This is a genomic window from Pseudomonas sp. B111 (assembly GCF_026428275.1).
GTDB classification, from domain to species: domain Bacteria; phylum Pseudomonadota; class Gammaproteobacteria; order Pseudomonadales; family Pseudomonadaceae; genus Pseudomonas; species Pseudomonas aeruginosa.
The window spans coordinates 167,222-181,266 of the sequence record NZ_CP097857.1 but is presented as its reverse complement, the minus strand read 5'-3'; the positions used below and the strand labels follow the sequence as shown (position 1 = coordinate 181,266).

Sequence of the window (14,045 nt, the reverse complement as noted above, 5' to 3'; positions counted from 1 at the left end):
CTTGGAAAAAGGAGGAAAGAAAGTCGCTAGGTACGCTGCTGGACTGTTCATACGACATGCTTCGTTCCTCCCTTCGACTGGCCGAGCATCCGGCGGAAACGCAACGATATCAGGAGAAGAGTCGATTATCCCAGCCGATGCCGGATTTTTTCGCCCATGGCTAGTGGCAGGATTTCCCCGGTGCCAGGCCGGCGACAGATAAATTCGAGATTTTCCTTGTCAGATCAGTCAGGTTCTCGCTATTACATTTAACCAAGACCCTGGAGCCAAGCCCCAGCGCACGGTTGCCTCGTCGCCCCACTCCGACGGCTGATCGCCCTCTCCCCCGGCACGCAACCTGCCCGGCGCTCCCTTATCCGGATGCGGCGGTTCTTCTACGCCGCCGCGTCCCCTGCATGGAATCGCACATGTCCCATCGCCCTGTGATCAACGCCTCGGTCAGTCCGAAAGGCACGCTGGAAACCCTCTCCCAACGCGAAGTGCAACAACTGAGCGAAACCGCCAACGGCAAGACCTACCAACTGTTCCGCCAGTGCGCCCTGGCGATCCTCAATACCGGCGCCCACAGCGACAACGCCAAGACCATCCTCGACGCCTACAAGGACTTCGAGGTGCGTATCCACCAGCAGGACCGCGGCGTGCGCCTGGAACTGATCAACGCGCCGGCCGACGCCTTCGTCGATGGCGAGATGATCGCCAGCACCCGCGAGATGCTGTTCAGCGCCCTGCGCGACATCGTCTACACCCAGAGCGGGCTGGACAGCCAGCACGTCGACCTGGACAGCTCCCAGGGCCTCACCGACTACGTCTTCCAGCTGCTGCGCAACGCCCGTACGCTGCGCCCCGGCGTCGAGCCGAAGATCGTCGTGTGCTGGGGCGGCCACTCGATCAGCAGCGAGGAATACAAGTACACCAAGAGGGTCGGCCACGAACTCGGCCTGCGCAGCCTGGATGTCTGCACCGGCTGCGGACCGGGGGTGATGAAGGGGCCGATGAAGGGCGCCACCATCAGCCACGCCAAGCAGCGCATCGTCGGCGGCCGCTACCTGGGCCTGACCGAGCCGGGGATCATCGCCGCCGAGGCGCCGAACCCGATCGTCAACGAACTAGTGATCCTGCCGGACATCGAGAAGCGCCTGGAAGCCTTCGTCCGCGTCGGCCACGGGGTCATCATCTTCCCCGGCGGCGCCGGGACCGCGGAGGAGTTCCTCTACCTGCTGGGCATCCTCATGCACCCGGACAACCAGGACCTGCCCTTCCCGGTCATCCTCACCGGTCCCCGCAGCGCCGAAGCCTACCTGCAGCAGCTCCATGAATTCGTCGGGGCGACCCTCGGCCATGCGGCGCAGCGCCACTACCGGATCGTCATCGACGACCCGGCCGAGGTGGCCAAGCAGATGGCCCAGGGCCTGAAGGAAGTGAAGCAGTTCCGCCGCGAGCGCAACGACGCCTTCCACTTCAACTGGATGCTGAAGATCGATGAAAGCTTCCAGCGCCCGTTCGAGCCGACCCACGAGAACATGGCCAGCCTCCAGCTCAGCCGCAGCCTGCCGCCCCACGAGTTGGCGGCCAACCTGCGCCGCGCGTTTTCCGGGATCGTCGCCGGCAACGTCAAGGACAACGGCATCCGCATGATCGAGCAATACGGGCCCTACGAGATCCACGGCGACCCGGCGGTGATGCTGCCGCTGGACCGCCTGCTGCAGGCCTTCGTCAAGCAGCACCGGATGAAGCTGCCCGGCGGCGCGGCCTACGTCCCCTGCTACCGGGTGGTGCAGACCGAGGCGGCCTGAGCGCGCCCGCTCCGGCATCCCTGCGCCGCGCGCGGGGATGCCCATTTATTCCGAGCCGGGCGTACGGCTTCCTGCTACTCTTTTCCGTTCATGCCTCGAATCGCTGGCCCTGACCTCATGTCCCCATCTCCATCGCCAGCCCTCGCCGCACTCCGCGACGCCACCCGTGACCTGCACGCAGAACTGGACCGCCGTTCGCCGTTGGGCGACGACGATCTCGACGACCGCGCCTACCTCGACCATGCCGGACGCATCCTTGGCTGGCTGGAGCCTCTGGAGCGCGCGCTGCGCGACAACCGCAGCGGCTGGCCGGCGGCGCTGCGGGCCGACGCGCGGCTGGTCAAGAGCGCCTGGCTGGAAAGCGACCTGCTGGCCGGCGGCATGAGCCGCGCGCAGGTGGAGGCGCTACCGCGCTGCGCCGACCTGCCGAATGCGACACGGGCCGCGGAGGTCTTCGGGGTGGCCTACGTGATGGAAGGCGCGACGCTGGGCGGCGCGTATCTCTACAAACGACTAGCTCCACGCCTGCCCGGTCTGCCGCTACAGTGGTTGCGGGGCTACGGCCAGGCAACCGGGGTGCGCTGGCAGGAGTTTCTCGAACAGCTCGCCCGGCAGATCGACAGCCCCGAAGCCATCGGCCTTGCGCAGGATGCGGCACAGGCTACATTCCTTTCGTTTCGTCGATGGGTTCTCGACGAAGCCTGACTGCCTGGAGACCAGGCTGGACGATAGATGACGAGCATCACCCCGGTTACCCTGGCGAACTGCGAGGACGAACCCATCCACGTGCCTGGCGCGATCCAGCCGCACGGGGCGCTGATCGCCCTGCGCGCGGACGGCATGGTCCTCGCGGCAAGCGAGAACATCCAGGCGCTACTGGGTTTCGTCGCCTCGCCGGGTTCCTACCTGACGCAGGAGCAGGTGGGGCCGGAGGTCCTGCGCATGCTCGAAGAGGGACTGACCGGCAACGGCCCATGGTCGAACAGCGTCGAGACGCGGATCGGCGAACACCTGTTCGACGTGATCGGCCACAGCTACAAGGAAGTGTTCTACCTGGAGTTCGAGATCCGCACCGCGGACACGCTGTCGATCACCTCCTTCACCCTCAACGCCCAGCGCATCATCGCCCAGGTCCAGTTGCACAACGACACCGCCAGCCTGCTCAGCAACGTCACCGACGAACTGCGCCGGATGACCGGCTACGACCGGGTGATGGCCTACCGTTTCCGTCATGACGACTCCGGCGAGGTGGTCGCCGAGAGCCGTCGCGAAGACCTCGAAAGCTACCTGGGGCAACGCTACCCGGCCTCGGACATCCCGGCCCAGGCGCGTCGCCTGTACATCCAGAACCCGATCAGGCTGATCGCCGACGTGGCCTATACGCCGATGCGCGTGTTTCCCGCGCTGAACCCGGAGACCAACGAATCGTTCGATCTCAGCTACAGCGTGCTGCGCAGCGTTTCGCCGATCCACTGCGAATACCTGACCAACATGGGCGTGCGCGCCTCGATGAGCATCTCCATCGTGGTCGGCGGCAAGCTCTGGGGACTGTTCTCCTGCCATCACATGTCGCCCAAACTGATTCCCTACCCGGTGCGCATGTCGTTCCAGATCTTCTCCCAGGTCTGCAGCGCCATCGTCGAGCGCCTGGAGCAGGGGCGTATCGCCGAACTGCTGCGCGTGTCCACCGAGCGCAGGCTGGCCCTGGCTCGCCGCGCGCGGGACGCCGACGACCTGTTCGGCGCACTGGCCCACCCGGACGATGGCATCGCCGCACTGATTCCCTGCGACGGCGCCCTGGTCATGCTCGGCGGCCGCACCCTGAGCATCCGCGGCGACTTCGAGCGCCAGGCCGGGAATGTCCTGCAACGCCTGCAGCGCGACCCGGAACGGGACATCTACCACACCGACAACTGGCCGCAGCCCAGCGAGGACTCACCGGACGGCGGCGACTGCTGCGGTGTGCTGGCGATCCGTTTCCACCGCCAGGAATCGGGCTGGATCTTCTGGTTCCGCCACGAGGAAGTGCACCGCATCCGCTGGGGCGGCAAGCCGGAAAAGCTGTTGACCATCGGCCCCTCCGGCCCGCGGCTGACCCCGCGCGGCTCGTTCGAGGCCTGGGAGGAAGTGGTCCGCGGCCACTCCACGCCCTGGAGCGAAACCGACCTGGCGATCGCCGAAAAGCTGCGCCTGGACCTGATGGAACTGTGCCTCAACCATGCGGCCGAGGTCGACCGCATGCGCCAGCGCCTGATCGCGGTGCTCGGCCACGACCTGCGCAACCCGTTGCAGTCGATCTCCATGGCGGCGGCCCTGCTGTCCTCCAGCGACACCCGCACCACCGAACTGCGCCAACACATTTCCGCGTCCAGCAGCCGCATGGAACGGCTGGTCAGCCAGATCCTCGACATGAGCCGCCTGCAATCGGGCATCGGCCTCACCGTGAACCCGGTCGACACCGACGTCTCGCAACTGGTGCAGCAGATCGTCTGCGAAACCGACGTCGCCTATCCCGGCCTGGTGATCGAGATCGCCATCGACCCGCAGGTTCGTGCCGTGGTCGACCCGGACCGCTACGCCCAGGTCGCCGCCAACCTGCTGAGCAACGCCCGTCATCACGGCCTGCCCGGCCGGCCGGTGCTGGTCACCCTGACCCGCCAGGGCGACGAGGTGTGCCTGAGCGTGCTCAACGAAACCAGCGGCCTCTCCGAAGCGCAGCTGGCCAACCTGTTCGAACCGTTCAAGCGCGAGTCGGCGGACAACCAGCGCAACCGCAACGGCCTCGGTATCGGCCTGTACATCTCCCAGGCCATCGCCCAGGCCCACCAGGGACGTATCGACGTGGACTGCCGCGACGACGTCATCACCTTCTGCCTGCGCCTGCCGGTGCGCCAGGCGGAGACCGGCTCCTCGTCCTGACGACGAGGACCGTGCACAATGCAACGCTTGCAGGTATCTTCGGCAGCCATCGCCGTCTGACAGGATCGCCCCGTTCCATGCCCCGCCTCCGCCTCCGGACCGTCCTCGCCTGCCTCGCCGTGTTCTGCGCGACTCCCGCACTGGCCAGGGTCGAAGTGCATTCGCTGCAACACAAGAGCATGGGGCGGGTGCTGACGGTCCGCGTCTCGGAGGAGATCGCGCCGGGCGACTACGAGACGCTGCTCAAGGGTTTGCGCAACAATCCGGGAACCTATTCGCGTAAGCTGCTCCTGCTGAACAGCATCGGCGGCAGCGTGCCGGAGGCGATCCGCATGGGCCGCCTGCTGCGCGAATCCGGCTTCGACGCGCTGGTGCCGTCGAGCAGCGTCTGCCAGGGCACCTGCGTCTACCTGCTGGCGGCCGGCAAGCGCAAGACCGTACGCGGCTACGTCGGCCTGCACCGTCCCTACTACGCCCACGGCGACTCGCTGCACTCGCGCTCGGCCAACGGCATGCGCTACGACTCCGCCGCCTACTTCCGCGAAATGGATATCCCCAGCACCTTGGTACAGGCCATGCAAAGCACCGATCCCAAACGGATGCGCGTGCTTTCGGCGAAGGAACTGGCGCAGTACCGGCTGAACTGAGCCGGCGACTCTACGGAGCAGTCAAGAAAAGACGCGATGGCGGGTGCCGTCGTACCCCGTTTCCGTGCAAAGACAGGCCGAATCCGCACCGGATCCGAACCGGCCCTACTCTAGAAGAACTCGTCCAATAGCCTGAAGTACGCCAGCCGTTCGCCGTCGATATCGCCGCCGTATTCGACGAGGAAGGCCTCGGCCCAGGCCGCGCCGAGTTCGGCCTCGATGTCCCGCGCGGCCAGGGCCAGGTCCTGGTGCCGGTCGGCGACGCCGAGCCGCCCGCAATCGATGAAGCCGCTGAAGCGCCGCCCCTCCGCCAGCAGATTTGGCAGGCAGGCGTCGCCATGGGCGACCACCAGGTCTTCGACCGCCGGACGCCGGTCGAGCAGCAGGCGGTACAGCTCCGTGGCGCTGCGACCGCGATGGTCGTCGTCGAAGTCCGCCTCGTCCACCAGCCCGGCCTCGACCCGCTGGCGCACGGTGTCCAGACGCCGTTCCAGGCGATGGTCGAAGGGACAGGCGGCCGGATCGAGATCGTGCAGCCGGCGCAGGGCGGCGGCCACCAGGCGCACCAGGCGCTCGGGCTCCAGCTCGCCGCGCTGCGCCAGCGCGGACAGCGTGTCCCCCGGCACTGCGCTCATCAGCAGCCATTGCCGGCCGTCGCTCTGGGTTTCGTTCAGCACCTGCGGGCAATCGATGCCGGCACCGTGCAGCCAGCGCAGGCGGGCGATTTCGGCGGGCAGCTCGGCATGTGCGGACAGCACTTCCTGCTTGACGAACAGGGTCGGCCGCCGCGCAGCCTCCAGGCGGTGGACCGTGGCCGCGGAACATCCTTCGCCCTGCCCTCGCCAGCGGTAGCCGGCAAGGTAGTCGGCCCAGGTTGAGGGAGCCTGCGGCGGCATGGAGGTGGCTGCATCATGCATGGAGAAACGCTTCCTGTTCGAGTGGGAGCGCGAGTATACCCGCCCACCCGCTCAGCGACGGGACTCCCCGTCGGCCTGTCGCTGGCGGTAAGCGCTGGGGGTGAGCCCCGCGTAACGCACGAAGAAACGACTGAAGTAGGCCGGGTCCTTGAAGCCGAGCTGGTAGCAGATCTCGTTCACCGAGCCGCCGGTGAACAGCAGCAGGCGCTTGGACTCCTGCATAAGCCGTTCGTACACCAGGCGCTTCGACGGCAGGTCGGCGATGCGCCGGCAGACGTCGTTGAGGCGCGCCTCGGTGACGCCGATCCGGCTGGCGTAGAGCGACAGCGGCCAGTGCTCGGCATAGCGCTCCTCGATCAGCGCGTTGAAGCGCTGGAAGATCTGCAGGTCTTCGTGGCGCATCGGCCGCGCAGCCACCGAATTGGCCGAGAGACGCAGCAGGCTGATCATGACCAGGCGGGTCAGCGCCAGCAGCGTCTGCTGGCGGCCGGGACGGCTGGCCATCGACTCGCTGCGCAACTGCTCGAAGAGCAGCGCCAGGCGCGCCGCCTCCTCGGCCGCGCCGCCCTCCAGGTTGCCCAGCGCCACGCAGGCCGGCGCCACCTGCGGGCCGGGCGCCAGGCCCGGCTCGGCCTCGGTGAGGCTCCACACCAGTTGCTGGCGCACGGTCAGCACATGGCCATCGGCGTCCGCCTCGGTGACGAAGGCGTGCGGCACGGTCGGCGGGGTGAGGAAGAACATCGGCCCCGACTCCAGGTACTGGCGCTCGTCGAGATAGACCCGCACCGCGCCGTTCTTCACGTAGTGCACCTGGAAGAAACGGTCGTGCCGGTGCGCCGGCATGTTACGGCCGAAGAATCCGGCCAGGTTGCCCAGCGCATCGTAGTGCACCTCGGCGTCGGCATAGCGCTGGTCGTAGACCTGCCCAATGTTGATGTTGGGGATCGGCTGGCGCTCTGGCATGGCGATCTTCTCTTTGTTGTTCTTCCCGGCTGCGCACGCAAGCCGTCGCGGGCATCCGTATACCGCAGACGGCGCCTCTTGCCACCTCCCCGGGACGAATGGCGCAGCAGCCGGGGTTGACGATCATTAACATGTTAAATATAACGTTAACACATTAACGAGTTTTCGCCAGGACGGCCCCCTCGCCGTTCGCTTATCGCGCCAGGAGACACCACCACAATGAGCCGCGCACTGAATGACGTCGCCGCCGGCACCCTGTTCGGCGTCGCGCTGAACTACAAGGGCCTGCTCGACAGCCGCCTGCCGGAGTTCCAGCAGCCGCCCTACCAGAAGCCGCCGGTGAAGCCGGTGTTGTTCATCAAGACACCGAATACCCGCAACGAGCACGACGCCCCGGTGCTCTTCCCGCGCGGCGTCGAGCGCCTGCAACCGGGTCCGGCGCTGGGCGTGGTGATCGCTCGCGACGCCAGCCGGGTGAAGGAGGAAGAGGCCATGGCGCATGTCGCCGGCTACGTGATCGTCAACGAGTTCAGCCTGCCGGAAGACAGCTACTACCGCCCGGCGGTGAAAGCCAAGTGCCGCGACGGCTTCTGCCCGTTCGGTCCGCAACTGGTGCCGACGCAGGAGATCGCCGATCCCCATGCGCTGGAGCTGAAGCTGTACGTCAACGGCGAACTGCGCCAGCGCAACAACACCGCCAACCTGGTGCGCGACATCCCGCGGCTGATCGCCGAGATCAGCGAGTTCATGACCCTGCACGCCGGCGACGTGCTGATCACCGGCACCCCCGAAGGGCGCGTCGACGTGCATCCCGGCGACCGCGTCGAGGTCGAGATCGACGGCCTCGGCCGCCTCGCCAACAGCATCGTCGCGGAATGAGGAACCGACCATGAAACACGCACGCATCCGCTACCAGGGCCGGGTTCACCAGGTCACCGTGGAAGACGCCAACGCCGTCCGCCTGGCCGACGGCACCCTGCTCGCCGAGGACCGGGTGGAGTGGCTGCCGCCGGCCACCGGGAGCATGTTCGCCCTCGGCCTGAACTACGCCGACCATGCCGCCGAACTGTCGTTCAAGGCGCCCAGCGAACCGCTGGCGTTCATCAAGTCGCCGGGCACCTACACCGGCCACCGCCAGGTCAGCTGGCGTCCGGACAACGTCGACTACATGCACTACGAGTGCGAACTGGTGGCAGTGATCGGCAAGCCGGCGCGCAACGTCCGCCGCGAGGACGCCCTCGGCTACCTGGCCGGCTACACGGTGTGCAACGACTACGCGATCCGCGACTACCTGGAGAACTACTACCGGCCCAACCTGCGGGTGAAGAACCGCGACGCCACCACCCCGGTGGGGCCGTGGATCGTCGACGCGGCCGAGGTTCCCGAGCCGAACCGGCTGACCCTGCGCACCTGGGTCAACGGCGAGCTGCGCCAGGAAGGCAGCACCGCGGACATGATCTTCGACATCCCCTACCTGATCGAATACTTCTCCAGCTTCATGACCCTGCAGCCGGGCGACATGATCGCCACCGGCACCCCGGAAGGCCTGTCCGACGTGGTCCCCGGCGACGAAGTGGTGGTGGAGGTGGAAGGCGTCGGTCGCCTGGTCAACCGAATCGTCAGCGAGGCCGAATTCTTCCGCGCCCGCGCACAGGAGCACGCAGAATGATCAAACACTGGATCAATGGCCGCGAGGTCGAAAGCAAGGACGTCTTCGAGAACTACAACCCGGCCACCGGCGAGCTGATCGGCGAGGTCGCCAGCGGCGGCGCGGCGGAAATCGACGCGGCGGTGGCGGCGGCCCGGGAAGCCTTCCCGAAATGGGCCAATACCCCGGCCAAGGAGCGCGCGCGCCTGATGCGCCGGCTCGGCGAGCTGATCGACCGGAACGTGCCGCACCTGGCGGAACTTGAGACCCTCGACACCGGCCTGCCGATCCACCAGACGAAGAACGTGCTGATCCCGCGCGCCTCGCACAACTTCGAGTTCTTCGCCGAAGTCTGCACGCGGATGAACGGGCACAGCTATCCGGTCGACGACCAGATGCTCAACTACACCCTGTACCAGCCGGTGGGCGTCTGTGGCCTGGTCTCGCCGTGGAACGTACCGTTCATGACCGCCACCTGGAAGACCGCGCCGTGCCTGGCGCTGGGCAACACGGCGGTGCTGAAGATGTCCGAGCTGTCGCCGCTGACCGCCAACGAGCTGGGCCGCCTGGTGCACGAGGCGGGCATTCCGCCGGGGGTGTTCAACGTGGTCCAGGGCTACGGCGCCAGCGCCGGTGACGCGCTGGTCCGCCACCGCGACGTGCGCGCGGTGTCCTTCACCGGCGGCACCGCCACGGGGCGACGAATCATGGAGGCGGCCGGGATCAAGAAGTACTCGATGGAACTGGGCGGCAAGTCGCCGGTGCTGGTCTTCGAAGACGCCGACCTCGAGCGGGCGCTGGACGCCGCGCTGTTCACCATCTTCTCGCTGAACGGCGAGCGCTGCACCGCCGGCAGTCGCATCTTCGTCCAGGAAAGCGTCTACCCGCAGTTCGTCGCCGAGTTCGCCGCGCGCGCCAGGCGCCTGATCGTCGGCGATCCGCAGGACCCGAAGACCCAGGTCGGCTCGATGATCACCCAGGCCCACTACGACAAGGTCACCGGCTACATCCGCATCGGCCTCGAGGAAGGCGCCACCCTGGTGGCCGGCGGCCTGGAGCGTCCGACCGGCCTGCCGGCGCACCTGAGCAAGGGGCAGTTCATCCAGCCCACGGTGTTCGCCGACGTGGACAACCGCATGCGCATCGCCCAGGAGGAGATCTTCGGCCCGGTGGTCTGCCTGATCCCGTTCAAGGACGAAGCCGAGGCGCTGCGCCTGGCCAACGACGTGGAATACGGCCTGGCCTCCTACATCTGGACCCAGGACATCGGCAAGGCCCATCGCCTGGCACGCGGCATCGAGGCCGGGATGGTCTTCATCAACAGCCAGAACGTGCGTGACCTGCGCCAGCCGTTCGGCGGGGTGAAGGCCTCGGGCACCGGACGCGAAGGCGGGGAATACAGCTTCGAGGTATTCGCCGAGATCAAGAACGTGTGTATATCCATGGGCAGCCATCACATCCCCCGCTGGGGCGTGTAGGGCGCGCTCGTGCAGAGCGGCCGCCCGAGGCCGCCAGCAGCGCCGGCGTGCAGACACAATCAGAAGAATCCGGGCCAGCCGCCAACGGCCGCGCCCGCTGCCAGGCCCAACGGGCCACCAGGAGAATCGTCATGGGCAAAGTCGCTCTGGCTGCCAAGATCACCCACGTACCCTCGCTGTACCTGTCCGAGCTGCCCGGCCCGCGCCACGGCTGCCGCCAGCCGGCGATCGACGGGCACCGCGAGATCGGCCGGCGCTGCCGCGAACTGGGGGTCGACACCATCGTGGTGTTCGACACCCACTGGCTGGTCAACGCCGGCTACCACATCAACTGCGCGCCGCACTTCGAGGGGCTCTACACCAGCAACGAGCTGCCGCACTTCATCGCCAACATGGAGTACGGCTTCCCCGGCAACCCGGAGCTGGGCCGCATCCTCGCCGAGGGCTGCAACGCGCTCGGCGTGGAGACCCTGGCCCACGACGCCACCACCCTCGGCCCGGAGTACGGCACCCTGGTACCGATGCGCTACATGAACCAGGACCGCCACTTCAAGGTGGTCTCGGTCTCCGCCCTGTGCACCGTGCATTACCTGAACGACAGCGCGCGCCTGGGCTGGGCCATGCGCAAGGCGGTGGAAGAGCACTACGACGGCACGGTGGCGTTCCTCGCCAGCGGCTCGCTGTCCCACCGCTTCGCCCAGAACGGCCAGGCGCCGGACTTCTCCGACCGCATCTGGAGCCCGTTCCTCGAGGTCCTCGACCATGAAGTCGTGCAGATGTGGCAGGAAGGCCGCTGGGCGGAATTCTGCGGGATGCTCCCGGAGTACGCCTCCAAGGGCCATGGCGAAGGCTTCATGCACGACACCGCGATGCTCCTCGGCGCCCTCGGCTGGTCGGCCTACGACGGCAAGGCGGAGGTGGTGACGCCCTACTTCGGCTCCTCCGGCACCGGGCAGATCAACGCGGTATTCCCGGTCACCGCCCAGGACGGCTCGGCGATCCCCGCCGCCCAAGCCGGCAACCCGGCCGGCGCCAGTTGCGCCAGCCGCCTCTGAGGACGCCACCATGCCGCACTTCATCGCCGAATACACCGACAACATCGAAGCCGAAGCCGACCTGCCCGGCCTGTTCGAGAAGGTCCACGCCTGCCTTGGCGCCAGCGGCGTTTTCCCGCTCGGCGGCATCCGCAGCCGCGGCGTGCGCCTGGACACCTGGCGCATGGCCGACGGCAAGCACGACTACGCCTTCGTCCACATGACCCTGAAAGTCGGCGCCGGTCGCGACCTGGAGACTCGCCGGCAAGTCGCCGAGGCACTTTTCGAGGTGATCACCGCGCACTTCGCCGAGCTCCAGGCGCGACGCCTGCTGGCGCTGTCCTTCGAACTCACCGAACTGGACGCGGAGCTGAACTACAAGCGCAACAACGTGCATGAATTCCTGAACAACCCGGCGGACTGACCGGCCCGCCATAACGCTGCACTCACCCAGCTCGCCTCCCGGCCACCGACAGGTCGCCGGGACGTCCGGGCGCTCACAAAAAGTACAAGATCATGAGCACAGCCAGCACCCTGAACAGCACCACCCTGCCTCTCAGCGACAGCACCCACGACCGCGTCACCTGGCGGCTGATGCCGCTGCTGCTGGTGTGCTACGTCTTCGCCCATCTGGACCGCATCAACATCGGTTTCGCCAAATTGCAGATGAGCGCCGACCTGCACTTCAGCGACACCGTCTACGGTCTCGGCGCCGGGCTATTCTTCATCGCCTATGCGCTGTTCGGCCTGCCCAGCAACCTGATGCTGGAACGGATCGGCCCGCGCCGCTGGATCGCCTGCCTGATGCTGGTCTGGGGCTGTCTCTCCACCGCCATGCTGCTGGTGGAGACCGCACGCGGCTTCTACCTGCTGCGCTTTCTTCTGGGGGTCGCCGAGGCCGGCTTCTTCCCCGGTATCCTGGTCTACCTGAACCGTTGGTTCCCGGCGCGCCGACGCGGGCAGATCACCGCCCTGTTCGCCATCGCCGTGCCCATGGCCGGGGTGATCGGCGGACCGCTTTCGGGCTGGATCCTAGAAGGCTTCCATGACGCCCTCGGACTGCGCGGCTGGCAGTGGATGTTCCTGATCGAAGGCCTGCCGGTTGTGTTGCTCGGCGTGGTGGTCTGGTGCTCGCTGCCGGAAAGCTTCGAACGGGTGACGTGGCTCAGCGACGAACAGAAGCACCTGCTGCGCGAGGAACTGGCCGGCGAGGAGCAGCGCAAGACCATCACCTCCTTCTCCGGCATCTTCAGCAATCCGCAGGTGTGGCTGCTGGTGGCGATCTATTTCGCGGTGATGCTGGCGGTGAACACCATCGCGTTCTGGATGCCGAGCCTGATCCACGGCGCCGGCATCGCCCAGGACAGCCGCATCGGCATGCTCAGCGCGGTGCCCTATCTCGCCGGCTGCGCCTTCATGATCTTCATCGGCCGTTCCTCCGACCGCCTGCGCGAGCGCCGCTGGCACCTCGGCATTCCGTTGCTGATGGCCGCCGCCGGGCTCAGCCTGGCGGCCCTGGCGCCGACCAGCGCCTGGCTGGTGATGGGCGGCCTGGTGATCGCCGGGATGGGCGCCAGCGCCGCCCTGCCGATGTTCTGGCAATTGCCGCCAGCCTTCCTTTCCAGCGCCACCCTGGCCGCCGGAATCGCCCTGATCAGTTCCTTCGGCAGCATCGCCGCCTTCCTCGCGCCCTACCTGATCGGCTGGATGCGCGACACCACCCAGAGCGCCAGCCTGGCCCTGTACCTGCTGGCCATCCTCATCGCCCTCGGCGCCGGCCTGGTCCTGCGGACCCCCGCCGCCGTGGTCAACCCACGCTGAACCGAGAGACCCCGACCATGCTCGATCCCCGCCTGATCCAGGAAGCCGCCAACCGCCTCGACGCCGCCGAACGCTCGCGCCAGCAGGTAAGGCAGTTCTCCCTCGACTACCCGGACATCGCCATCGAGGACGCCTACGCCATCCAGCGCGCCTGGGTCGAGCGCAAGATCGCCGACGGGCGCGTGCTCAAGGGCCACAAGATCGGCCTGACCTCGCGCGCCATGCAGGTCTCGTCGAACATCAGCGAACCGGACTACGGCGCCTTGCTCGACGACATGTTCTTCGAGGAAGGCAGCGACATCCCCTTCCAGCGCTTCATCGTGCCGCGGGTCGAGGTGGAGCTGGCGTTCATCCTCGGCAAGCCGCTGAAGGGACCGGGCTGCACCCTGTTCGACGTGCTCGAGGCCACCGAGTGGGTGATCCCGGCGCTGGAGATCATCGATGCGCGCATCCAGCAGGTCGACCCGCAAACGAAAGTCACGCGCAAGGTCTTCGACACCATCTCCGACAACGCCGCCAACGCCGGCGTGGTGATGGGCGGCCGGGCCGTGCGGCCAGGTGATATCGACCTGCGACGGGTACCGGCGATCCTCTACCGCAATGGCGTGATCGAGGAGTCTGGCGTCTCCGCCGCGGTGCTCAACCACCCGGCCAAGGGCGTCGCCTGGCTGGCCAACAAGCTGGCGCCCTACGGCGTCTGCCTGGAGGCCGGCCAGGTGATCCTCGGCGGCTCCTTCACCCGCCCGGTGGCGGCCGCGCCGGGGGACACCTTCCACGTCGACTACGACCTGCTCGGCAGCATCTCCTGCCGTTTCGTCTGAGGAG

13 protein-coding genes are annotated in these 14,045 nt (G+C 67.2%); 11 read left to right on the top strand and 2 right to left on the bottom strand.

All coding sequences use genetic code 11. The features are described 5' to 3' along the window. The first annotated feature begins 407 nt into the window (after positions 1 to 407). From ppnN to M6E97_RS00805, 4 genes are all read left to right on the top strand, one after another. Positions 408 to 1,793 (top strand): nucleotide 5'-monophosphate nucleosidase PpnN, encoded by a 1,386-nt coding sequence (gene ppnN, locus M6E97_RS00820; protein WP_003093432.1) that lies wholly within the window; start codon positions 408 to 410, stop codon positions 1,791 to 1,793. 117 nt (positions 1,794 to 1,910) lie between these two features. Beyond that, positions 1,911 to 2,498: a biliverdin-producing heme oxygenase gene (locus tag M6E97_RS00815; protein ID WP_003132314.1), complete on the top strand. Its 588-nt coding sequence runs from the start codon at positions 1,911 to 1,913 to the stop codon at positions 2,496 to 2,498. A 27-nt stretch (positions 2,499 to 2,525) separates the two neighbouring features. Next, positions 2,526 to 4,712, top strand: coding sequence for a bacteriophytochrome BphP (gene bphP / locus M6E97_RS00810; RefSeq protein WP_003093437.1), 2,187 nt, complete (start codon positions 2,526 to 2,528; stop codon positions 4,710 to 4,712). Between the two features lie 77 nt (positions 4,713 to 4,789). After that, a complete protein-coding gene (locus tag M6E97_RS00805) occupies positions 4,790 to 5,359 on the top strand; it encodes a hypothetical protein (protein WP_003093439.1) in 570 nt (189 codons plus the stop codon). 110 nt (positions 5,360 to 5,469) lie between these two features. Here M6E97_RS00805 and M6E97_RS00800 read toward each other — a convergent pair whose 3' ends face one another. Further along, positions 5,470 to 6,276 (bottom strand): aminoglycoside O-phosphotransferase APH(3')-IIb, encoded by an 807-nt coding sequence (locus tag M6E97_RS00800; protein WP_003113011.1) that lies wholly within the window; start codon positions 6,274 to 6,276, stop codon positions 5,470 to 5,472. A 51-nt stretch (positions 6,277 to 6,327) separates the two neighbouring features. Then, positions 6,328 to 7,239, bottom strand: a complete 912-nt coding sequence (gene hpaA / locus M6E97_RS00795; RefSeq protein ID WP_003093443.1) for a 4-hydroxyphenylacetate catabolism regulatory protein HpaA — start codon at positions 7,237 to 7,239, stop codon at positions 6,328 to 6,330. 219 nt (positions 7,240 to 7,458) lie between these two features. On the opposite strand from hpaA, the gene M6E97_RS00790 reads away from it, so the two are divergent. The 7 genes from M6E97_RS00790 (at position 7,459) to hpaH (ending at position 14,041) form a co-directional block, all read left to right on the top strand. Beyond that, complete coding sequence (locus tag M6E97_RS00790; RefSeq protein WP_003110133.1) at positions 7,459 to 8,118, top strand: fumarylacetoacetate hydrolase family protein; 660 nt, start codon at positions 7,459 to 7,461, stop codon at positions 8,116 to 8,118. 10 nt (positions 8,119 to 8,128) lie between these two features. Beyond that, entirely contained in the window at positions 8,129 to 8,908 is a 780-nt protein-coding gene (locus M6E97_RS00785; RefSeq protein ID WP_003110132.1) for a fumarylacetoacetate hydrolase family protein, read from the top strand. Continuing rightward, complete coding sequence (gene hpaE / locus M6E97_RS00780) at positions 8,905 to 10,365, top strand: 5-carboxymethyl-2-hydroxymuconate semialdehyde dehydrogenase (RefSeq protein ID WP_003093448.1); 1,461 nt, start codon at positions 8,905 to 8,907, stop codon at positions 10,363 to 10,365. Before M6E97_RS00785 ends, hpaE begins: the two co-directional genes overlap by 4 nt. Positions 10,366 to 10,496: 131 nt before the next feature. Then, entirely contained in the window at positions 10,497 to 11,420 is a 924-nt protein-coding gene (gene hpaD, locus M6E97_RS00775; RefSeq protein ID WP_003093449.1) for a 3,4-dihydroxyphenylacetate 2,3-dioxygenase, read from the top strand. 10 nt (positions 11,421 to 11,430) lie between these two features. Continuing rightward, on the top strand, positions 11,431 to 11,823 hold the full coding sequence (locus M6E97_RS00770; RefSeq protein WP_003093450.1) for a 5-carboxymethyl-2-hydroxymuconate Delta-isomerase: 393 nt from the start codon (positions 11,431 to 11,433) through the stop codon (positions 11,821 to 11,823). 92 nt (positions 11,824 to 11,915) lie between these two features. After that, positions 11,916 to 13,220, top strand: coding sequence for an MFS transporter (locus M6E97_RS00765; RefSeq protein WP_003101263.1), 1,305 nt, complete (start codon positions 11,916 to 11,918; stop codon positions 13,218 to 13,220). A 17-nt stretch (positions 13,221 to 13,237) separates the two neighbouring features. After that, a complete protein-coding gene (gene hpaH, locus M6E97_RS00760; RefSeq protein ID WP_003101261.1) occupies positions 13,238 to 14,041 on the top strand; it encodes a 2-oxo-hept-4-ene-1,7-dioate hydratase in 804 nt (267 codons plus the stop codon). Positions 14,042 to 14,045 lie beyond the last annotated feature (4 nt).